Raw genomic sequence first — 20,550 nt, forward strand, 5'->3', positions numbered from 1 at the left:
ACCGGGAGCCCGTCCTGCACCGTGCTGGGCCCGGCAGGTGCCGGGCCGCAGGCTCAGCCCTTGCTGCTGAGACCCTGCTGGATGAGGTCCATCACCGAGGCATCGGCGAGCGTCTGCGTGTCACCCACCTGGCGGTTCTCGGCGACGTCCCGCAGCAGGCGCCGCATGATCTTGCCGGAGCGGGTCTTGGGCAGCTCCGAGACGATCAGCACCTTCTTCGGCTTCGCGATCGGGCCGATCTCCTTGCCCACATGGGCGCGCAGCATCTCCGGCACGGCATCCTCACCGCCGACCGCAGCGATGGCCTCGTCGTTGCCGGAGCGCAGGATCACGAAGGCGACGGGCACCTGCCCGGTGGTCTCATCGGTCGCCCCGACCACCGCGGCCTCGGCCACCCATTCATGGCTGACCAGGGCGGACTCGATCTCCATGGTGGACAGGCGGTGCCCTGAGACGTTCATGACGTCGTCCACCCGGCCCAACAGCCAGATGTCGCCGTCCTCGTCGCGCTTGGCACCGTCACCGGCGAAGTAGAGGCCCTCGAAGCGGGACCAGTAGGTCTCCTTGAACCGCTCGGGATCGCCCCAGATGCCTCGCAGCATGCCGGGCCAGGGCTGATCCAGCACCAGATAGCCGCTCTCCCCGTTCGCGACGGACTCTCCGGCGTCATTGCGCACATCGGCGCTGATCCCGGGAAGGGGCTGCTGCGCGGAGCCCGGCTTCGTCGCGGTCACGCCCGGCAGCGGGGAGATCATGATGCCGCCGGTCTCGGTCTGCCACCAGGTGTCCACGATCGGGCAGCGGTCGCCGCCGATGACCCGGCGGTACCACATCCATGCCTCGGGGTTGATGGCCTCGCCGACGCTTCCGAGCAGCCGCAGCGAGGACAGATCGAACTTGCCGGGGATGTCCTCCCCCCACTTCATCGCCGTGCGGATCGCGGTGGGCGAGGAGTAGAACTGGGTGACCTTGTACTTCTCGATGATCTCCCACCAGCGACCCTGGTGCGGGCTGTCCGGGGTCCCCTCGTAGACGACCTGCGTGGTGCGGTTGGCCATCGGCCCGTAGACCACGTAGGTGTGGCCGGTGACCCAGCCGATGTCCGCGGTGCACCAGTAGACGTCCGAGGCCGGCTTGATGTCGAAGACGTTGCGATGGGTGTACGCGGCCTGGGTGAGATAGCCACCGGTGGTGTGGATGATGCCCTTGGGCTTCCCGGTGGTGCCGGAGGTGTAGAGGATGAACAGCGGGTGCTCCGCCTCGACCGCGACCGGTGCATGCTCGGCCGAGGCGGTCTCGCGGGCCTCGTGCCACCACACGTCGCGTCCCTCGGTCCACTCGACCTCGCCACCGGTGCGGCGCACCACCAGGACGTGCTCGACGCTGGCGCCGCCCCCGGCGAGCGCAGCGTCGACAGCGGGCTTGAGCGGAAGCTGCTTGCCGCGACGGTTCTGGCCGTCGGCGGTGATGACCACCCGGGCCTCGGCATCCTCGATGCGGGAGCGCAGGGCATCGGCGCTGAAGCCGCCGAACACCACGGAGTGCGGGGCGCCGATGCGGGCACAGGCGAGCATCGCGAACACCGCCTCCGGGATCATCGGCAGGTAGATCGCGACCCGGTCGCCGGTCTTCACCCCGAGATCGGACAGCACGTTGGCCATCTTCGAGATCTCGTCCTTGACGTCCGCATAGGTGAAGGAGGCATCGGAGCCGTCCTCGTACTCCGCCAGCAGCGCGACCTGGGAGCCGTGTCCGGACTCGACATGGCGGTCCACGCAGTTGTAGGCGACGTTCAGGGTGCCGTCGGCGAACCAGCGGGCGAACGGCGGGTTGGACCAGTCGAGGGTCTCGGTGAAAGGGGTCTCCCAGCTCAGCAGGCTGGCCCGCGAGCGCCAGAAGGCGAGGTGGTCGCGCTCCGCTTCCTTGTAGAGGGAGGGTCGGCCGACCGCATTCTGTACGAACTCGGTGGGCGGGGAGAAGGTGCGAGTCTCCTGGGAGAGATTCTCGATCCCGGTGGTGGCGTCGTCGGACATCAGCACTCCTGCTACACGGGCCCCGGGTCGCCGGGGCGGATGGACGCGGACACCGTATCGCAGGAGACCCATGTCACGCGCACCGGTCACACTCCTCGAGCAGGATGCTGCCGCTCCCCCTGCCTCGAGGACAGCTCAGCGCAGCGGACGCTGATGGATCTCCAGGTGCTGCCCATCAGGGTCGGTGACGTGAACGCTGCGGAGGGCACCGCTCTCGACGACCTCCGCGGGATGCCCTGCCGTGGTCAGTCGAAGGGAGAGCTCGGCCAGGTCTCCGGTGGTCTCGAAGCCAAGACGCACCTGCAGCACATCACCGAACTCGGTGCCTGTCGACCGAGTCCTGCGATCCAGCGGACCGGGCTTGTGCAGCCCGAGCACACCCGCCCGCCCGGGGCCTCGCAGAGCGAGGAACCATTCATCGTCCGGCCCGTCAGCGCTGAACCCGAGCGGAGCCGCCCAGGTCGCGTCCCGGTGGAAGTCGTCACTGGAGAGCACTGCGGTGACAGTGAGCCGCGGATCCGGGGAGCTCGCGTCGTGGCCGCGGTACCCATAGAGGTCGATCTGTTCCTCGTTGAGCGCCACCTGCTCCCCCGCCGGTCCGGTGACAACCCCCTGCCGACCATAGGTCTCATCCCATACGTCCACCTCGTACCCTGCCGTCTGCAGGGCATGCGCCGCCACGTCGGTCTCTTCCACTGCGAGGCATAGATCGGTGTCCCCACTGCGCGCACCGGTCGCGGCACCAGCTGCCGCGTGCACCATGACCCGGCCTGCCCCGGCGACGAGCTCTCCGAAGCCGTCCTCTCCCGCAGTCACCGTGGGCGTCATCCCTAGCGTGCACAGGAAGTCGATCATCGCGGGCACATCGGCGCTGAATCTCAGCGGGAGCACGGTCATCTCGGGCACCGCGCCGGGCACGGCGGACTGGGGACTCATCTCGGTCTGGGGGCTCATCTCGGTCTCCTCCTCAGGGAACGGTCTGTCAGGGAACGGCGCGGGCGGGGCACCCATGCTCGGCTCGCGCTCAGGCATCGTCGCCACCGGCGGCGAGTTGCATCCGCAGAGCCTGTTCCACGAAGGCGCTGAGGCTCAGCGATTCATCGATCGCCCGATGCTTGACCTCGATCACGAGATCCTTCGGCAGGTACACGTTGAACTGCACCTTGGGGGTTCGGGGCACGTTCGGCTCATCCTCAACCATGCAAGAATGCTAGCATCATAGATCACTCGATTGAAGAGCAGGCGCAAAGTCTCCGCTGTGGCGCCGTCACGTGGGAGGTCATGAGGAGCACCACGATGGGCGGCGACACGGGGCCACAGCAGAGGCGGCTAACGTAGGGGACCATGGTCCCCGATCCTGCCGCCACAGCCCCGGCGCTCCTCGCCCCGGCCCGCCTGCGCTCCCTGGAGATGCGCAACCGGATCTGGCTGGCACCTATGTGCCAGTACATGGTCGAGGCGGAGGACGGCATCCCCACGGACTGGCACCTGGTGCACCTGGGAGCTCGCGCGACCGGCGGTTTCGGGCTGCTGATCACCGAGGCGACCGCGATCAGCCCGGAAGGCCGCATCAGCCCCCAGGACACGGGCCTGTGGAACGACGAGCAGGTCACCGCCTGGCGACGGATCACCAGCTTCTGCCAGGGGCAGGAAGCGAAGATCGCGGTCCAGCTCGCCCACGCCGGCCGCAAGGCCTCCACCTGGCCGGCACTGCCTCGGTTCCGCAGGCGACGCGGCACGGTGCCGGAGTTCGCCTCCGGCTGGCGCGCCGTCGGCCCCACCTCGGATCCCTTCCCCGGGCTCGACGCCCCGGATGCGCTGAGCCGTGAGGACATCTCCCGGGTGGTCGCAGACTTCGTGGCTGCGGCCCGACGTGCGGAACAGGCTGGCTTCGATGCTGTCGAGCTCCACTTCGCTCATGGCTATCTGGTCCATGAGTTCCTCTCCCCGCTCGTGAACACCCGCGACGACGAGTACGGCGGCGACGGTCCGGGACGGCGCCGGCTCGCGCTCGAGATCGCCTCCGCAGTCCGCGAGCAGTGGCCCGCCGAACGTCCTCTGATCGTGCGCATCAGTGCGACCGACTGGATCGACGGCGGCTGGGACATCGAGCAGTCCCTCGACCTCGCCCGCGAGCTCGAGGGCGTGGGAGTCGACGCCCTGCACGTCTCCACCGGCGGCGCCGTGATCGCGGACATCGCGGTCGGACCGGAGTATCAGGTGGGCTTCGCGCGCACCCTGCGCGATGCAGTGTCGATGCCGGTGGCAGCCGTGGGCCTGATCACGGACCCCGCCGGCGCCCAGACCGTGCTCGAACGGGGCGATGCGGACTTCGTCGCCGTGGGTCGTGCCGCACTGCGTGAGCCGAGCTGGCCGCAACGTGCCGCTCATGAGCTGGGGGTGCGCGATGCGGCGCTGTACCCCGGTTCGTACCAGCGGGGTTCCTGGTGAGCCTCCCCGCCAGCCGACGATGATCCTGATCACCGGAGCGACCGGCGGGATCGGCCGTGAAGTCTGCCTCGCACTGGCCGCACGAGGGGAACAGCTGGTGCTCACCGCCCGTGACAGAGACCGGCTGGAGGCCCTGGCCGCCGAGGTGCGGGCCGCCGGAGGAGGCGCCCGGGTGCTCCCCTGCGACCTGCGCGACCAGCAGGCAGTCGCCGGGCTCGCCGAGACGGTCCTGTCGGAACACGGCACACCGGAGGCGGTGGTCTCCATCGCCGGGCACTCCCTCCGCCGCACCCTCGAGGAGAGCTTCGGCAGGCCCCATGACCTGGTCCGGCTGACCGGAACGAATCTGCTGGGGCCGGCCGCCCTGATGCTGGCGATGCTGGAACCGATGTGCGCCACCGGCACTGGCCGCGTCATCGCCGTCACCAGCGCCTCCACCCGGATCCCCACCCCCGGCTGGGCCGCCTACGGGGCCTCGAAGGCGGCGCTGGACACTTGGTTGCGAGCGGTGCGACCCCAGGCCGCGCGCCATGGGGTGCGGATCGCGATCGTGGAGCTGCCGCTGGTCGCCACGGCGATGGCCGCCCCGACCTACGGCAGCTCGCCCCGCGGCGCGCTCGCTCCCGCGGACGCCGCCCGCCGGGTCCTGCACGCCCTCGATGCGCCCCGCACCCTGCTCTCCCCGCCCTGGGCACGCGCCGGCGCGGTCCTCGCCCAGGCGGCGCCCACTCTGTCCGCCGCCGCTGCGGGCCGGGCCGGGGACCTGATCCAGCGTCTCGCCTCACGAGGGCGCATGGGCGTCGGAGCCGGCGGCCCCGGAGGGCTCACGGGTGAAGAGCCCACAGGTGAAGAGCCCACCAGTGGGAGGATCGGTCCACGATGAAGCTCCTGCGTCCTTCGAGCGCCCTGCGCACCCGACTCTCCCTGCGCCCTCGCGCGGTGGTGCTCCTTGACCAACGGGGTGCGCTGACCGCCGGTGAGCTGCTCGATCAGGTGCAGCTGCACCGCCGATCACGCGGGTCCGCGGCCCAGCCGGGACTCGGTGCACTGCCCGCCGCTGCGTCGCTGCGCCAGGTGCTGGTCACCGCGCTGTCCGGGAACGGGATGCTCGAACTGCGTTCGAGCGGCAGCACCGGGCTGCCCCGCACCCAGCGTCGCGGCCCGCTCACCGTGGCCCAGCTGTCCACCCTGGCCGATCTCGGCCGACGGATCGGGATGCGGCCCGGTCAGAGGATCGCCTGCGCGGCGCCGGGGGTCCACGGCCACGGACTGCTGGTCTCCTTGGGCTCACTCGCCCTGGGAGCCACGCTCGTGGATCTGAGTCATCTGCCGGGCCCCGAGCGGGTAGCACTGCTGCACCGGAGCGCACCGGACCTGCTCACCGGCGTCCCCGTGCATCTGGTGGATCTCCTGACCGCGGACCGGGCGCTCAGCCGGGGACAGGCGCTGCGCATCCCCCGGGTGGTCTCCGGCTCCGATCAGCTATCCTCCGAGCTCCGCGCGGATCTGGCCCGGCATTTCCGGGCTCGTGTGCATGACGTCTACGGGACGACGGAGACCGGCTCGCTCACGGTCGACGGCAGGCCGCTGCGCGGGGTGCGGCTGCGCGAGGCTGACGGCCTGCTGCACGCCCGCACCCCGTTCACTGCAGGGCGCGAGCTGATCACCGATCGTGGAGAGATCTCTGAGGAGGGCATCGTCCGAGTGCTCGGACGTGCAGACGGCACGCTCTCCTCAGGCGGGATGGTGCATGACCCCGCTGCCGTGCTGCGCCTGCTGCGGTCCCAGCGCGGGGTGCTCGATGCGCGCCTGCGAGTGGTGCCGGATGAGCGTTTCGGGGTGAGGACCGTGGTCGAGGTGCAGGTCGCAGGAGCTGAGAGGGGGACGGCGCCCCGCGCGGAGGAGCTGCGGGCGCTGGTGCGCGACCGGCTGGGGGCGGCGTCGGTGCCACGTGAGGTGCTGCTCAGGAGTTCGGGACCGCTCCGCTCAGGCCTCAGCAGTCCGGAACGCTGACCGGGACCGCGGTGACCGCGAGCCCGCCCATCGCGGTCTCCTTATAGCGCGAGTTCATGTCCTTCCCCGTCTGGCGCATGGTCTCGATGACCGTGTCCAGGGAGACGAAGTGCTCGCCCGTGCCGCGCAGCGCGAAGCGGGCAGCAGTGATCGCTTTGACCGCAGCCATGGCGTTGCGCTCGATGCACGGGATCTGCACCAGACCCCCGATCGGATCGCAGGTCAGGCCCAGATTGTGCTCCATCGCGATCTCGGCGGCGTTCTCCACCTGGGCGGGTTTGCCGCCCATCGCCTCACAGAGGGCGGCCGCGGCCATCGAGCAGGCTGAGCCCACCTCGCCCTGGCAGCCCACCTCAGCGCCCGAGATCGAGGCATGCTCCTTGTACAGCGAACCGATCGCCCCGGCGGTGAGCAGGAAGCGCACCGCGATCTCGTCGGGGTCCACCCCTTCGATGTAGGTGGTGGCGAAGTACAGCACCGCCGGGACGATGCCGGCCGCGCCGTTGGTGGGCGCGGTGACCACACGTCCCCCGGCGGCATTCTCCTCGTTCACCGCGAGTGCGGCGAGCGAGACCCATTCGAAGGCGTTCATCGGCAGCCGTACCGGGTCTTCGGCCGAGAGCGAGTCGTACCAGGACGAGGCACGACGCTTGACCTCGAGACCGCCGGGCAGGATGCCTCCGGTGCGGGTGCCCCGCTCGATGCAGTCGTGCATGGCGCGCCAGATGGTGAGCAGCCCGGCGCGGATCTCCCCGTCGCTGCGCCACTGGCGCTCCCTCAGCAGCATCGCCTCGGAGACGGAGATCCCGCGCTCCTCGCACACCCGCAGCAGCTCGTCGCCGGTGGTGAAGATGGTGAGTCCCTCGTCCTCGGCCGCGACCTCGGCGATCGAGCGGTCCATGTCCGCCTCGTCGACCACGAATCCTCCACCCACGGAGAACATCGGGCGGCGCAGGAGCTCCTGGCCCTCGGCATCCAGCGCGATGAAGGTCATCCCGTTGGAGTGCTGGGGGAGGAACGTCAGCGGGTGCAGCACGATCGAGGAGGGCCGCAGGGCGATCGCGAGGGTGCCGTCCAGCAGCAGCCCGCCCTCGGTCTCGATCTGGGCGACCCGTTCACGACCGGCCACCGGATCCACGGTCTCCGGATCAGCGCCTTCGAGGCCCATCACGACCGCGTCCAAGGTGCCGTGCCCCACTGCGGTGGCGGCGAGAGAGCCGTAGAGATGGACCTCGACATCGGCGACACGTGGGCCGAGCTCCGGATCACCGAGCACCTCGCGCGCGAACGTCCCTGCGGCCCGCATCGGCCCCACGGTGTGCGAGCTCGAGGGCCCGATACCGATCTTGAACATGTCGAAGGTACTGATGCTCATCGCGTGCCTCCTCGGCGCTTCACCTGCTCGTCATCGAGCCATGGTTCCGTCGTTCATCGTCCTCCACGTCGACGCGGGGCGCGAGTCGGCGCGCCGGAGCGTCCACGCCCCTGGCCCTTGCCGGTGCCTTCCGAGCCTCGTCCGGTGCCGGTGGAGCGTCCGCGGGCCTCTCCCCTGCCCGTGCCGGCAGAGCGCCCGCGGTCCCCCGCCTTACCCCTGCCACCAGTACCGCCGGTGGAGCGGGCACCGCTCTGACGGCCCCGTTCCTCCGGGGCGTCGCCATCACGTCCCCGGCCTCCGCCGCGGCGGGCCTGGCTCTGACCCTGGCCCCGGCCCTGGCCCTGGCCCTGGCCCTGGCCCGAACGAGTACTGCTCTGGCCCGAGCGTGCGCCGCGCTGCCCCGAGCGGGCATTGCCCTGGCCCGAACGAGCACCGTCCTCGCCATCCGGATCCTCCCAGGAGGCGCGCCGCTCCTCGTTCGCACGCCGCTCCTCCGCCTTGCCGGCGTCGGCCCCACGGTGGCGGTTGCGCCCCAGGTCGAGCTTGCGCGGCGCGCCCTTGTACTTCACGGTCGCCGGGTCCTCCGCCGGCTCGCCGGCAGGCGTCCTCCCACCGAGCTCAGAGAGGGCAGGAACCTCTGCGGAGTCGACGTCGTCGGCCCAGGTCGGTTCGACCTTGGCTCCCGCGAGGACGTTCCGGGTCTTCGCGATCTGGTGCGGCAGGGCGAGCGTGACCACACTGCCGGTCGCTCCGGCACGTGCGGTGCGCCCGGAGCGGTGCACGTACTCCTTGACGTCATCGGAGGGGTCGACGTGCACCACCATCGTGACGTCGTCGATGTGGAGGCCGCGGGCTGCGACGTCGGTCGCGACCAGCACCGGATAGGCCCCCTCGCGGAAACCGGCCAGCACGTTGGTGCGCAGCCCCTGCTGCTTGTTGCCGTGCAGGGCTGCGGCACCGATGCCGACCTCGACCAGCTCCTGCGCCACCCGCTCGGCACCGAGCTGGGTGCGCGTGAACATCAGCGTGCGTCCCTCACGGGCGCCGAGCTGCGCGGTGACCTCACGCTTGGCGGACGGGGCGATGGCCAGCACGTGGTGATCCATGGTGGCCACCGCGGCGGTCACCGGCGTGGTCTCGTGGCTGACGGGATCGACCAGGAAGTTATCGACGATCTGCTCGACCTGCCCATCCAGGGTGGCGGAGAAGAGCATCTTCTGGGTGCCCATCGGGATCGCCGCGAGGATGTCGCTGACGTCCGGCAGGAAGCCGAGCTCCACGGCTTCCATCAGGTCGAGGTTGTACCGGCGACCCTTGTCCTGGATGGCGACGGTCTCATAGCGCTTCTTGAGCGCCTTGATGTCGGCGAGGGCCTGGCGGCAGGTCTCGTCGGTGCGGAACACCTGGACGTTCGCGTCCATCGTCTCCTGCAGCGCGCTGCGGATGTCGGCGATGCGGTCCTCGGTCGCCGGACGGTCGCGCAGCCGCTCGAGCAGCTCGACGGTCGGCGCCTCGAGGCCCTCCGGGATCTCTGCCAGCTCGACCTCCGCGGCGTGCTCCGCGGCGGCGATGCCGGCGCGGCGCCCGAAGACGTTGATGTCCAGCAGCGAGTTGGTGCCCAGGCGGTTGCCGCCGTGGACCGAGACGCAGGCGGTCTCCCCGGCGGCGTACAGGCCGGGGATCACGTCGGTCGCGTTGCGGAGCACCTCACCGCGGATGTTCGTGGGGATGCCACCCATGCCGTAGTGCGCGGTGGGGAACACCGGGATCGGATCCGTGTACGGCTCGACCCCGAGGTAGGTACGCGCGAACTCGGTGATGTCCGGGAGCTTCGCATCGATGTGCGAGGGCTCGAGGTGAGTGAGGTCGAGGTAGACGTAGTCCTTCTTCGGACCGGCGCCGCGGCCCTGCCGCACCTCGTTCGCCATCGCTCGTGCCACCACGTCACGGGGGGCTAGGTCCTTGAGCGTCGGGGCGTAGCGCTCCATGAAGCGCTCCATCTCGCTGTTGCGCAGGATGCCGCCCTCGCCGCGGGCCGCCTCGGAGAGCAGGATGCCCAGCCCGGCCAGGCCCGTCGGATGGAACTGGAAGAACTCCATGTCCTCCAGCGGAATACCGCGACGGAAGGCCATCGCGGGGCCATCACCGGTGAGGGTGTGAGCGTTCGAGGTGGTCTTGAAGATCTTGCCGAAGCCACCGGAGGCGAAGATGACGGACTTCGCGCGGAAGATGTGAAGCTCGCCGGTGGCGAGCTCGTAGGTGACCACGCCGGAGGCGCGCACACCCTCGTCACTGCGCGGATCACCGGTCATCAGCACATCGAGCACGTAGTACTCGTTGAAGAACTCGACCTCCTGCTTCACGCAGTTCTGGTAGAGCGTCTGCAGGATCATGTGACCGGTGCGGTCCGCGGCGTAGCAGGAGCGGCGCACCGGAGCCTCGCCGTGGTCGCGGGTGTGCCCGCCGAAGCGTCGCTGGTCGATCTTGCCCTCGGGCGTGCGGTTGAACGGCAGGCCCATCTTCTCCAGATCGAGCACCGCATCGATGGCCTCCTTGGCCATCACCTCAGCGGCGTCCTGGTCGACCAGGTAGTCACCGCCCTTGACGGTGTCGTAGGTGTGCCATTCCCAGTTGTCGTCCTCGACGTTGGCGAGGGCGGCGCACATGCCGCCCTGGGCGGCGCCGGTGTGGGAGCGGGTGGGGTAGAGCTTGGTGACGACCGCGGTGCGGGAGTTCTTCGAGGACTCCAGGGCCGCGCGCATGCCGGCACCGCCGGCGCCGACGATCACCACGTCGTAATTATGGGTCTGCATGTCTGGTGACTGCTCCGTTTCGGGTCGACCGGGAAGAGTGGAGGGGCGGCCGATGGGATCGACCGCCCCGGGGGCGTCAGCCCTCGCAGAAGGAGGGCAGCAGGCTCGGCTCGGCGCCGACCGGGCAGGGCTCGAAGGTGAAGATCACCAGGGTGCCCAGGATGATCGTCACGATCACGGCGAAGTACAGCAGGCCCTTCAGGACCATCCGCAGACGATCACCGCGCGCGTAGTCGTTGATGATCGTGCGCACGCCGTTGCCGCCGTGGATCAGGCCCAGCCACAGCATCAGCAGGTCCCAGACCTGCCAGAAGGGGTTGGCCCATTTGCCGCCGACGAAGGCGAAGTCGATGCCCTTGACGCCCTGGCCGAGCCAGAGGTTCACGAACAGGTGGCCGAAGACGAGGATCACCAGCAACACGCCGGAGGCTCGCATGAACATCCACGAGAGCATCTCGGCGTTGATCCCGCGCTGGCCGGTGCGGCGATAGCGGGTGGTGGGATCCGGGATAGAGGTTCCGGTCTGTGCACTCATGGTCACGCTCCGAACATGTGCATGAGGTGGCGGGGGAGGAAGCCGGCCATGAGGATGGCCCAGACGATCACCACACCCCAGAACAGGCTGCGCTGGCGCTTGGTCCCCTGGGACCAGAAGTCCACCAGGATGATGCGCAGGCCGTTGAGAGCGTGGAAGAGGATCGCGCCGACGAGGCCGACCTCGCCGAGGCCGAACACCACCGTCTTGTAGTGCCCGATCACCTCGTTGTACGCCTCGGGGGAGACACGGACGAGAGCGGTGTCCAGGACGTGCACCAGCAGGAACAGGAAGATGAGCATTCCTGAGATGCGGTGGGCGACCCAGGACCACATGCCCTCGCGTCCGCGATAGAGCGTCCCGGATTGGGCTGAAGCCACGGAGATCCTCCAGAAGCGTCGGGATGAAGCCGGGAACGTTGACGAGATGCCATGGAGAGAGGCGCGTGGCGCGCCCGGGCAGAGCTCGGGCGACCTTCGCGTCCTGGGCGCCGCGCAGGCGACCATTTCACGACACGGCGACATCATCATCGCCCCCGACAGGGGCCCTGCCAGCGTAGCACCAGGCAGGGCCGCTGCTGTGCGGTGCGGCGGGTCCCGTGATGGTGGTGGGGGCTGCCCTGGTCTGGGATCGCCGGGCGGATACGCTGGCACGATGCCCCAGGCTCCTTTCGTTCCCGTGATCCCCGCCGGTGGTGCCGGCACCCGACTGTGGCCGCTCTCACGCCGCTCCCGCCCCAAGTTCCTGCTGGACCTCACCGGAGAGGGTCGCTCCCTCCTGCAGAGCACCGTGGCGCGGCTGGAGCCGCTCACCGACCAGCCGCCGATCGTGGTCACCGGGAGTGGTCACGAGGCGGCGGTGCGCGAGCAGCTGGACCAGCTCGGCATGCCGGCGGTCGTGCTGGCGGAGCCTTCACCGCGCAACTCGATGCCCGCCATCGCGCTGGCCGCAGCCCTCGTCGAGCGGGAGCAGCCGGAGGCGGTCATCGGCTCCTTCGCCGCTGATCATCTGATCGACGACCAGGAGTCGTTCGGCCGCGCCGTGGCCAGCGCCCGGGAGGCGGCAGAACTCGGATACCTGGTGACCCTCGGGATCCGTCCGACCCACCCGGCCACCGGATTCGGCTACATCGAGCAGTCCACGCCGGGACCTGCCGGTCAGGAAGACCCTGAGCTCGCGACGAGCGGCGCGCTGCCCGTCGCACGCTTCGTGGAGAAGCCGGATCGCGAGCGTGCCGAGCAGTTCCTGGCAACCGGGCGCTTCCTCTGGAACGCCGGCATGTTCGTGGTGCGCGCCTCCGTGCTGCTCGACGAGCTCGCTGCCCAGATCCCGCCGCTCGCGCGCGGGGTCCGCGAGATCGCCGCTGCGCACGGCACCGAACGGTACGACGAGGTGCTCGCACGGAACTGGCCCCGACTCACCTCGATCGCGATCGACCATGCGCTGGCCGAGCCGCTCGCCGCGGAGGGGAAGGTCGTGGTGGTGCCCACCAGCTTCGGCTGGGATGACGTCGGAGACTTCGGGGCGCTCGCCCGGCAGCTGCGCGCCAGGGACACGGACGGCTCCCGGGGAGTCGGCGGCGCCGGCCTCCGTACGGAGGACGGGAACGGGCCTCTGGACGCGAGGGATGTCCGGGTGCTGGGAAGCGCCGAGGTCGATGCCGTCTCCTCGCGGGCCACGGTGTACGGTGCCACGGATCGCCACATCGCCCTGGTCGGGCTGGACGGCATCAGCATCGTCGACACCGAGGACGCGCTGCTGGTGCTCGCCGACGCACAGGCGCAGGACCTCACCACGCTCGTCGCCCGTCTCGAAGAGCGGGGGCTGGGCCACCTGCGCTGACGTCGACCGCCCGCAACGGCCACCGCGAACGGCGCTGGACCTCGGTGAGCCTCGCCGATGGCCATCCCGAACAGACGCAGGGAGTGCACAGGTGGAGCAGTCGCAGCAGGTGCTGCTGGGGACCGCGCAGCAGCGGTCGATGCTGGGACCGGAGGGCCTGATCGCCCGGACGGTGGCCGAGAAGTCCGCAGACCTCCGCGAGGTCCGGCGCCACCTCCACCGGCACCCCGAGCTCTCCCATCAGGAGCACGCGACCACGGACTACATCGTCGAGCAGCTCAGTGTGCTCGGCCTCTCTCCGCGACGTATGGCGCACACCGGCCTGCTCTGCGACATCCCGGGCAACGATCCCTCGCTCGGCCTGATGGCCCTGCGCGCCGACATGGATGCGCTCGGCATCCCGGAGCTGAGCACCGTCGCCTTCCGCTCCTCCGTCGACGGGGTGTCCCACGCCTGCGGGCACGACGTCCATATGAGCGCGGTGCTCGGCGCTGCGACCGCCCTGGTGCGGGTGGCAGAGGCCGGCGGCCTGCAGCGAGGGGTCAGGCTCGTCTTCCAGCCCGCCGAGGAGATGCACCCCTGCGGCGCCCTCGAGCTGATCGGCCAGAACGTGCTGGACGGCGTGGACTCGATCCTCGCCCTGCACTGCGACCCGGGCGTCGACGTCGGCCACATCGGGCTGAAGTCCGGCCCGATCACCTCCGCCACCGATCCGGTGAAGATCATGGTGCGCGGTGCCGGCGGTCATACTTCCCGGCCCCACCTCACCCAGGACCTGGTCTACGCGCTCAGCTCCATCGCCACCCAGCTGCCAGCCGCGCTCACCCGTCGCATGGATCCGCGGTCCGGCGTCAACCTCACCTGGGGCAGCATCCACGCCGGCTCCGCCTTCAATGCGATCCCCAGCAGCGGCACCCTCGAGGGGACCCTGCGCTGCCTGGACCACGACGCCTGGGACCAGGCTGAGGAGCTGCTGGAATCCGTGCTCGCGGACCTCGTGCGTCCCTGGGGCGTCGACGCCAGGGTCATGCATGATCGCGGCGTGCCGCCGGTCTCCAACAGTCCCTCCAGCGTCGAGGTGCTGGCCGCCGCGGTGCGCGGCGTGCTCGGCAGTGAGAACCTCGATCCGACCGCGCAGTCGCTGGGCGGCGAGGACTTCGCCTGGTACCTCGAGAAGGTGCCCGGCGCGCTGGCCCGGCTCGGCACCCGCACCCCGGGCGGCCGCACCTTCGACCTCCACATGGGGGACCTGATGATCGACGAGCGTGCGATCGGTATCGGTGCCTCGGTGCTCGCGGCGGCCTGCGTACAGCGGGACCTGCTCCCCTCCTGAGGCTGACACGTTCCTGCCCTGACCTCTTTTCTGGCCTGGCCCCGGGCCTGGCATGCCCCACTCCTGGCTTGACCTCCCTCCTGGCTTGGCCCGGCCTGGCCCGGCCCGGCCCGGGCTGGGCCGGGCTGGGCTTGTCCTGATTCCGAGCCGGACCTCGAGGGTTCGCTCTGTGTTCGCGTATACGTCACATCCGCGTCGATTTCATAACGGTTCACGGACTGGGACCGAAGCGGCCTCACACGGGTGCTCCGCGCGGATATGGTCCAGATCGCACGGCGACAGCGTTGTCGCCACGGACCCCAGGGGGCGATCCGGCCCCTCATCAGACCGAAGGAACCTTCATGAAGAGCATCACGCGTGCCCTCGCCCTGGTCGGCGCCGGCGCCCTGACCCTCGCCGCCTGCGGCACCGCCCCCGAGGAGACCGCAGGGAGCGGCGGCGGCAGCGATGCCGGCGGCGCCTCGAGCGACTACAAGGCCTGCATGGTCTCCGACGCCGGCGGCTGGGACGACAAGTCCTTCAACGAGTCCAGCTACAACGGCCTTCTCGCAGCCGAGAAGAGCCTCGGCATCGAGACGAACACCGCGGAGTCGACCACGGTCTCTGACTTCGAGCCGAACATCAACAACATGGTCACCGAGGGCTGCGACCTGATCATCACGGTCGGATTCCTGCTGGCGCCCGCCACCGGCAAGGCCGCTCAGGCGAATCCCGACACCGACTTCGCGATCGTCGACTCCACCGCGCAGGACGCGGACGGTGCGCCGATCGAGCTCGAGAACGTCAAGCCGATCGAGTTCAACACCGCTGAGGCCGCGTTCCTCGCCGGTTACCTCGCCGCAGGCACCAGCGAGACCGGCAAGGTCGCGACCTACGGCGGCGTCAACATCCCCACCGTCACCATCTTCATGGATGGCTTCGTCGACGGCGTCGCGCACTACAACGAGACCCACGGCACCGACGTCCAGGCACTCGGCTGGGACAAGGAGTCCCAGCAGGGCTCCTTCACCGGTGACTTCGACGACCAGTCCAAGGGCAAGGCCGTCTCCGACGAGTTCTACAACGCAGGCGCGGACATCGTGATGCCCGTGGCCGGCCCCGTGGGCGCCGGCACCCTCGCCGCTGCCAAGGAGAGCGAGGGCCGCATGGTGATCTGGGTCGACGCCGACGGGTACGAGACCAACTCCTCCGACCCCGATGCCCAGTCGGTCATCCTCACCTCTGTCATGAAGGAGATGACCACCGCAGCTGAGGACGTCATCACCGGTGCTGCGGGTGGCGAGTTCGACGCCACTGCGTACGTGGGCACCCTCGAGAACGGCGGCGTGGGCCTGGCACCGTTCCACGATCACGAGGACACGGTCTCCGATGAGCTCAGCGGCGAGCTGGACTCCCTGAAGCAGGAGATCATCGACGGCAACGTGGTCGTCGAGTCCAAGGCCACTCCCGCGGCGGCCTGATCCGCTGAACGCTGCGCGGTCCCCGTCCATGAGGGCGGGGACCGCGTATCGTGTCCCACCCCGCTCGGCCGGAGGACCGGTCGGCACCGATGGAAGCGAGTGCTGTGAAGCTCGAACTGCGCGGGATCACGAAGACCTTCGGGACCTTCGTGGCCAATGACGCCATCGACCTCGTCGTCGAACCCGGGGAGATCCATTCCCTGCTGGGGGAGAACGGGGCCGGCAAGTCGACCCTGATGAACGTGCTCTACGGGCTCTACCGGCCCGACGGCGGCCAGATAGTGATCGACGGGAAGCCCGTCTCCTTCTCCGACCCCGGGGACGCGATGGACGCCGGCATCGGGATGGTCCACCAGCACTTCATGCTGGTGCCGGTCTTCACCGTCGCCGAGAACATGGTGCTGGGCCACGAGCCGACCAAGGGCGGTCTGCTCGACCTCGCCGCCGCGAGGAAGCTGGTACGGGATATCTCCGCCCGTTTCGGCTTCGATCTCGATCCCGACGCGCTGGTCGAGGACCTCCCCGTCGGCGCCCAGCAGCGGGTCGAGATCATCAAGGCGCTCAGCCGCCGCGCCGAGGCGCTGGTGCTGGACGAGCCCACCGCCGTGCTCACCCCGCACGAGACCGACGAGCTGATGGCGATCATGCGTCAGCTGCGCGACGAGGGCACCTCGATCGTCTTCATCACCCACAAGCTCCGTGAGGTCAAGGCGGTCTCCGACCGCATCACTGTGATCCGTCGCGGCAAGGTGGTCGGCCAGGCGGACCCCAGCGCGGATCAGGCCGAGCTCGCCTCGCTGATGGTGGGCCGCCAGGTCTCCCTGGCACAGGAAAAGAACGAAGCCGCACCGGGAGAGGTCGCCCTCGAGGTCACCGATCTGCGGGTCACCGACGCGGCGGGGACCCGGACCCTGGACGGCGTCTCCTTCGAGGTGCGCCACGGGGAGGTGCTCGCGATCGCCGGCGTGCAGGGCAACGGCCAGACCGAGCTCACCGAGGCGCTGCTGGGGCTGCAGGACACCGTGTACGGCTCCGTGAAGCTCGAGGGCCGGGAACTGGTCGGTCGCAGCACCAAGCAGGTGCTCGACGCGGGCGTCGGCTTCGTGCCCGAGGACCGCACCCACGACGCGCTGGTCCCCGACTTCTCCGTCGCCGAGAATCTCGTGCTGGACCAGCACGACCGCCCGCCCTTCGGCAGCGCCCTCGCGATGAAGCTGCGTGCCATCAGGGACAACGCCCAACGGCTGATTCCGGAGTTCGACATCCGCACCGAGTCTCCCGTCTCCGCCGTCTCCACCCTGTCCGGCGGCAACCAGCAGAAGGTGGTCATGGCGAGGGCGCTGAATCGTGAGCTCTCCCTGCTCATCGCATCCCAGCCGACCCGCGGCGTGGATGTCGGCTCGATCGAGTTCCTGCACCGTCGCATCCTCGACGAACGAGACAAGGGGACCCCGGTGGTGATCGTCTCCACCGAGCTCGACGAGGTCACCCAGCTCGCGGACCGCATCGCCGTGATGTACCGCGGAGCCATCCTCGGGATCGTCCCCGGGGACGAGGACCGTGATGTCCTCGGACTGATGATGGCTGGCTACACCGCTGAGGCTGCCCGGGAGGCCGTCGCCTCGGGCGCCCGCACCACTGATTCCCAGCTCGCCGACGAAGGAGACATCGCGTGATGAGCGCCGTTCATCGACGTACTGCGAGGGACGAGCGCAAGGGGAGGAACCGATGAGCGCTGTGGACGCCGCCGTGACCGGTTCTGCTCCCGGCATCGGAGCCGGCAGCACCGACACCCCGCCGCCGCCGGAGCCGACCGCCGAGACCGCCCTGGCGAGAACCCTGCAGAAGATCGCCCGTGGCGACCTGCTGGTGGTCGTGATGAGCTTCGTCTTCGCCTTCCTCATCGGCTCCGTGCTGATCATCATCGCCGATCAGGAGGTCCGGCAGACCCTCGGCTACTTCTTCGCCCGGCCCGGCGACGCCCTGAGCGCGATCTGGCAGTCCGTCACCCACGCCTATGGTGCGATGTTCCGCGGAGCGATCTTCGACGCTCCCGGCTACACCAAGGCCGCAGAGCGGGTCCGTGAGGCGGGTGGTTCGGGCACCTATGTGCTGGTGCCTGCGCTCTCGGCCGGGCTGCGCCCGCTCACGGAGACTCTCACCGTCGCGACCCCGCTGATCATCGCCTCGGCGGGCATGGCCGTCAGCTTCCGTGCCGGCCTGTTCAACATCGGTGGCACCGGTCAGCTGATCGTCGGCGCCATGGCCGCCGGCTACGTGGGCTTCTCCTTCCAACTCCCCATCGGCGTGCACCTGCTGGTGTGCCTGGTGGTCGGCGCTCTCGCCGGCGGCGTATGGGGCGGGATCGCAGGTTTCCTCAAGGCCCGTTTCGGCGCGAACGAGGTCATCAGCACCATCATGCTGAACTGGATTGCGACCTATCTGCTCTTCTTCGCGCTGAAGACGGCAGCGTTCACCGGCGCGAACCAGTCCCAGCCCACGTCCCCCTCGATCGGTGAGAATGCGGTGCTGCCGCAGCTGCTGGGCTCCGGCTTCCGCCTCCACGCGGGTCTGTTCATCGCCGCCGGTGCCGCCGTGGTGCTGTGGTGGCTGATGAGCCGTTCCACGATCGGATTCCACTTCCGGGCCGTCGGCTCGAACCCACGGGCGGCGCAGGTCGCCGGCATCTCCCCGGCTCGCACTGCCTTCCTGGTGCTCGCGGTCGCCGGCGCTCTGGTGGGCCTTGCGGGGGCCGTGCACGTGCTCGGCACTGAGCAGCGGCTCACCGAGGGCGTCGCCGGCAACATCGGCTTCGATGCGATCACCGTCGCGCTGCTGGGCCGCTCGGGCCCGGTCGGTATCGTCCTGGCGGGCCTGCTCTTCGCCGCGCTGTCCACCGGAGGGCGCTTCATGGAATCCAATCAGGGTGTCCCGCTGGACCTGGTCCAGGTGATCCAGGTGCTGGTGGTGCTATTCATCGCCGCACCGCCCCTCGTGCGCACGCTCATCGGTCTGCGCCGCATCGACCATCCCGGCGCCGGTGCACGAGTTCGCAACGCGCGTCGGGCCCGGACCGGTGCGGAGATGGCCGCAGTCGCGTCCGGTGCCGCCGCTGCAGCCTCCGACGCCGCAGACTTCGCGTCCAGCACGGTCGAGACATCGACCGATCGCAGCTCCGGGGCCAGCACAGCTGATCATCCCGCCACCGCCGCCGAGACGGCATCCCCGCCCCCCGGGGACAGCGGAGGGCCACCAGGCCGGGATCTGGCCAAGGGGACCGGCACATCCTCCGAAGGCGGGTCGTCCCCACTGGAGGAACAGTCCGAGGACGCCACCGACGCACAGGAGGAGGAACGATGAGCACCGCACCCGTGGTCATCACCGATGATTCCGCCGTTCAGCGGACCTTCGAAGACATCCGCCCCACCAGTTGGTGGCATCTGCCCGCGACCACCACGGTGATGGGCCTGATCGCACTGTTCTTCTTCGGCCTCCGGGGGATCCCCGCCGTCGAATCCGCCTACGTCCTCGCCCGTGAGAGCGACCTCAACCCGCTCGGCATCGTTCCGGATGAGGTGACCGTGCCCTCGATGGGAGCTGCGGTCGCGCTGTCCGTCATCGCGCTGCTCGCCTCCGCCGGGCTGTGGGCGCTGCAGGCCCGCAGTGCCCGGCCTTCGGCCAAGGCGCGGATCGGTCTGCTCGCCGTGTTCGCCGTGGCGTGGATCCTCGCGTTCATGACCTGGGTGATCTCGGAGCGCACCCTCGATGTGACCACCCTGCTGCAGGGCACCATCGTGCTCGCCGTCCCACTCGCGTTCGGTGCGCTCTCAGGAGTGCTCTCCGAACGCGCGGGAGTCATCAACATCGCGATCGAGGGGCAGCTGCTGTTTGGCGCCTTCGGCGCAACGCTGGTCGGCTCGCTCACCGGGAACGTCTGGATCGGGCTGCTCGCGGCACCGATCGTGGCCCTGCTCATGGGCGCGATGCTCGCCCTGTTCGCGGTCGGCTATCACGTCCAGCAGATCATCGTCGGCGTGGTGCTGAACGTGCTCGCGATCGGGATCACCTCGTTCTTCTTCGGCACCGTGATGCGCGACAACCCCGGCACGTTCAACGCCCCGATGCGGCTGCCCACGCTGCGGATCCCACTGCTGGCGGACCTCCCGGTGATCGGTCGAGCGCTGTTCGAGCAGAACATCCTGGTCTACCTCATGTGGATCATCGTCGCAGGACTCACGGTCGCACTCTTCCGCACCCGCTGGGGGCTGCGCGTGCGCGCCGTCGGCGAGCATCCGAAGGCTGCAGACACCGTCGGCATCGCCGTGAACCTCACCCGCTGGAAGAACGTGCTGCTGGGCTCCGCGGTCGCGGGCCTCGGCGGGGCGACCCTCACCATCGGCACCGGGGTCGCGTTCGGCGAGGAGATGTCCGCCGGCAAGGGCTATATCGCGCTCGCCGCGATGATCCTGGGCCGCTACCATCCCATCGGGGCGCTGCTCGCGGCGCTCACATTCGCCTTCGCGGATTCGCTCCAGCTGCGCCTGGGGACGATGTCCGCCGGAGCGGGCGGAGTCTCCATCCCGGGCGACTTCCTGCTGATGCTCCCGTACATCGTCGCGCTGTTCGCCGTGGCCGGTGTCGTGGGCAGGGTGCGGGTGCCGGCGGCCGATGGCCAGCCGTACATCAAGCAGTGAG

16 protein-coding genes and 1 pseudogene are annotated in these 20,550 nt (G+C 69.6%); 9 read left to right on the forward strand and 8 right to left on the reverse strand.

The window, feature by feature from the left end; genetic code table 11:
• Positions 1–53: 53 nt before the first annotated feature.
• From acs to ACT3UF_RS15965, 3 genes are all read right to left on the reverse strand, one after another.
• A complete protein-coding gene (gene acs, locus ACT3UF_RS15955; protein ID WP_441444387.1) occupies positions 54–2,033 on the reverse strand; it encodes an acetate--CoA ligase in 1,980 nt (659 codons plus the stop codon).
• A 135-nt stretch (positions 2,034–2,168) separates the two neighbouring features.
• Positions 2,169–2,987, reverse strand: coding sequence for a hypothetical protein (locus ACT3UF_RS15960; RefSeq protein ID WP_441444386.1), 819 nt, complete (start codon positions 2,985–2,987; stop codon positions 2,169–2,171).
• A gap of 70 nt (positions 2,988–3,057) precedes the next feature.
• Positions 3,058–3,234: a CopG family transcriptional regulator gene (locus ACT3UF_RS15965; RefSeq protein WP_441444385.1), complete on the reverse strand. Its 177-nt coding sequence runs from the start codon at positions 3,232–3,234 to the stop codon at positions 3,058–3,060.
• 143 nt (positions 3,235–3,377) lie between these two features.
• Between ACT3UF_RS15965 and ACT3UF_RS15970 the strand changes: the two genes are divergently transcribed.
• The 3 genes from ACT3UF_RS15970 to ACT3UF_RS15980 are packed head-to-tail and all read left to right on the forward strand — an operon-like array spanning position 3,378 to position 6,497.
• Positions 3,378–4,484 (forward strand): NADH:flavin oxidoreductase/NADH oxidase, encoded by a 1,107-nt coding sequence (locus ACT3UF_RS15970; RefSeq protein ID WP_441444384.1) that lies wholly within the window; start codon positions 3,378–3,380, stop codon positions 4,482–4,484.
• Between the two features lie 19 nt (positions 4,485–4,503).
• The gene (locus ACT3UF_RS15975; RefSeq protein WP_441444383.1) at positions 4,504–5,367 is read left to right on the forward strand and encodes an SDR family NAD(P)-dependent oxidoreductase; all 864 of its coding nucleotides are present in this window, start codon (positions 4,504–4,506) and stop codon (positions 5,365–5,367) included.
• Positions 5,364–6,497 carry an AMP-binding protein gene (locus tag ACT3UF_RS15980; RefSeq protein ID WP_441444382.1) on the forward strand — a complete coding sequence of 378 codons (1,134 nt, stop codon included), beginning with the start codon at positions 5,364–5,366 and terminating at the stop codon, positions 6,495–6,497. The genes ACT3UF_RS15975 and ACT3UF_RS15980 overlap by 4 nt, the downstream gene beginning before the upstream one ends.
• Here the strand turns inward: ACT3UF_RS15980 and ACT3UF_RS15985 are convergent.
• From ACT3UF_RS15985 to sdhC, 5 genes and pseudogenes are all read right to left on the reverse strand, one after another.
• Entirely contained in the window at positions 6,478–7,872 is a 1,395-nt protein-coding gene (locus ACT3UF_RS15985) for an L-serine ammonia-lyase (RefSeq protein WP_441444381.1), read from the reverse strand. The two genes, ACT3UF_RS15980 and ACT3UF_RS15985, sit on opposite strands and share 20 nt — an antisense overlap.
• Before the next feature lie 53 nt (positions 7,873–7,925).
• Positions 7,926–9,101 carry a helicase-related protein gene (locus ACT3UF_RS15990; protein WP_444608467.1) on the reverse strand — a complete coding sequence of 392 codons (1,176 nt, stop codon included), beginning with the start codon at positions 9,099–9,101 and terminating at the stop codon, positions 7,926–7,928.
• A gap of 12 nt (positions 9,102–9,113) precedes the next feature.
• Positions 9,114–10,685: pseudogene (sdhA, locus tag ACT3UF_RS15995) on the reverse strand (succinate dehydrogenase flavoprotein subunit); the annotation flags it as partial.
• Positions 10,686–10,761: 76 nt separating this feature from the next.
• A complete protein-coding gene (gene sdhD / locus ACT3UF_RS16000) occupies positions 10,762–11,220 on the reverse strand; it encodes a succinate dehydrogenase, hydrophobic membrane anchor protein (RefSeq protein WP_442332212.1) in 459 nt (152 codons plus the stop codon).
• 2 nt (positions 11,221–11,222) lie between these two features.
• The gene (sdhC, locus tag ACT3UF_RS16005; RefSeq protein ID WP_441443343.1) at positions 11,223–11,600 is read right to left on the reverse strand and encodes a succinate dehydrogenase, cytochrome b556 subunit; all 378 of its coding nucleotides are present in this window, start codon (positions 11,598–11,600) and stop codon (positions 11,223–11,225) included.
• A gap of 274 nt (positions 11,601–11,874) precedes the next feature.
• Between sdhC and ACT3UF_RS16010 the strand changes: the two genes are divergently transcribed.
• From ACT3UF_RS16010 to ACT3UF_RS16035, 6 genes are all read left to right on the forward strand, one after another.
• Positions 11,875–13,062, forward strand: coding sequence for a mannose-1-phosphate guanylyltransferase (locus tag ACT3UF_RS16010; RefSeq protein WP_441443342.1), 1,188 nt, complete (start codon positions 11,875–11,877; stop codon positions 13,060–13,062).
• 91 nt (positions 13,063–13,153) lie between these two features.
• Positions 13,154–14,395, forward strand: a complete 1,242-nt coding sequence (locus ACT3UF_RS16015; RefSeq protein ID WP_444608429.1) for a M20 family metallopeptidase — start codon at positions 13,154–13,156, stop codon at positions 14,393–14,395.
• Between the two features lie 341 nt (positions 14,396–14,736).
• Positions 14,737–15,855, forward strand: coding sequence for a BMP family lipoprotein (locus tag ACT3UF_RS16020; protein WP_441443340.1), 1,119 nt, complete (start codon positions 14,737–14,739; stop codon positions 15,853–15,855).
• Between the two features lie 104 nt (positions 15,856–15,959).
• Positions 15,960–17,531, forward strand: a complete 1,572-nt coding sequence (locus tag ACT3UF_RS16025) for an ABC transporter ATP-binding protein (RefSeq protein ID WP_444608468.1) — start codon at positions 15,960–15,962, stop codon at positions 17,529–17,531.
• Positions 17,532–17,583: 52 nt separating this feature from the next.
• Complete coding sequence (locus ACT3UF_RS16030; protein ID WP_442332210.1) at positions 17,584–19,215, forward strand: ABC transporter permease; 1,632 nt, start codon at positions 17,584–17,586, stop codon at positions 19,213–19,215.
• Positions 19,212–20,549, forward strand: a complete 1,338-nt coding sequence (locus ACT3UF_RS16035; protein ID WP_441443338.1) for an ABC transporter permease — start codon at positions 19,212–19,214, stop codon at positions 20,547–20,549. The genes ACT3UF_RS16030 and ACT3UF_RS16035 overlap by 4 nt, the downstream gene beginning before the upstream one ends.
• Position 20,550: the final 1 nt, after the last annotated feature.

Origin of the sequence: Brachybacterium sp. AOP24-D1-21 (assembly GCF_052378665.1) — a bacterium.
Classification (GTDB): Bacteria; Actinomycetota; Actinomycetes; order Actinomycetales; family Dermabacteraceae; genus Brachybacterium.

Coding starts and splice junctions, on each gene's coding strand:
- ACT3UF_RS16010 (WP_441443342.1), top strand. CDS start 11,875: ATGCCCCAGGCTCCTTTCGTTCCCGTGATCCCCGCCGGTGGTGCCGGC.
- ACT3UF_RS15960 (WP_441444386.1), bottom strand. CDS start 2,987: ATGAGCCCCCAGACCGAGATGAGTCCCCAGTCCGCCGTGCCCGGCGCG.
- sdhD (WP_442332212.1), bottom strand. CDS start 11,220: ATGAGTGCACAGACCGGAACCTCTATCCCGGATCCCACCACCCGCTAT.
- ACT3UF_RS15970 (WP_441444384.1), top strand. CDS start 3,378: ATGGTCCCCGATCCTGCCGCCACAGCCCCGGCGCTCCTCGCCCCGGCC.
- ACT3UF_RS16020 (WP_441443340.1), top strand. CDS start 14,737: ATGAAGAGCATCACGCGTGCCCTCGCCCTGGTCGGCGCCGGCGCCCTG.
- ACT3UF_RS16030 (WP_442332210.1), top strand. CDS start 17,584: ATGAGCGCTGTGGACGCCGCCGTGACCGGTTCTGCTCCCGGCATCGGA.
- ACT3UF_RS15985 (WP_441444381.1), bottom strand. CDS start 7,872: ATGAGCATCAGTACCTTCGACATGTTCAAGATCGGTATCGGGCCCTCG.
- ACT3UF_RS15975 (WP_441444383.1), top strand. CDS start 4,504: ATGATCCTGATCACCGGAGCGACCGGCGGGATCGGCCGTGAAGTCTGC.
- ACT3UF_RS15965 (WP_441444385.1), bottom strand. CDS start 3,234: ATGGTTGAGGATGAGCCGAACGTGCCCCGAACCCCCAAGGTGCAGTTC.
- ACT3UF_RS15980 (WP_441444382.1), top strand. CDS start 5,364: ATGAAGCTCCTGCGTCCTTCGAGCGCCCTGCGCACCCGACTCTCCCTG.
- ACT3UF_RS15990 (WP_444608467.1), bottom strand. CDS start 9,101: ATGGGCACCCAGAAGATGCTCTTCTCCGCCACCCTGGATGGGCAGGTC.
- acs (WP_441444387.1), bottom strand. CDS start 2,033: ATGTCCGACGACGCCACCACCGGGATCGAGAATCTCTCCCAGGAGACT.
- ACT3UF_RS16035 (WP_441443338.1), top strand. CDS start 19,212: ATGAGCACCGCACCCGTGGTCATCACCGATGATTCCGCCGTTCAGCGG.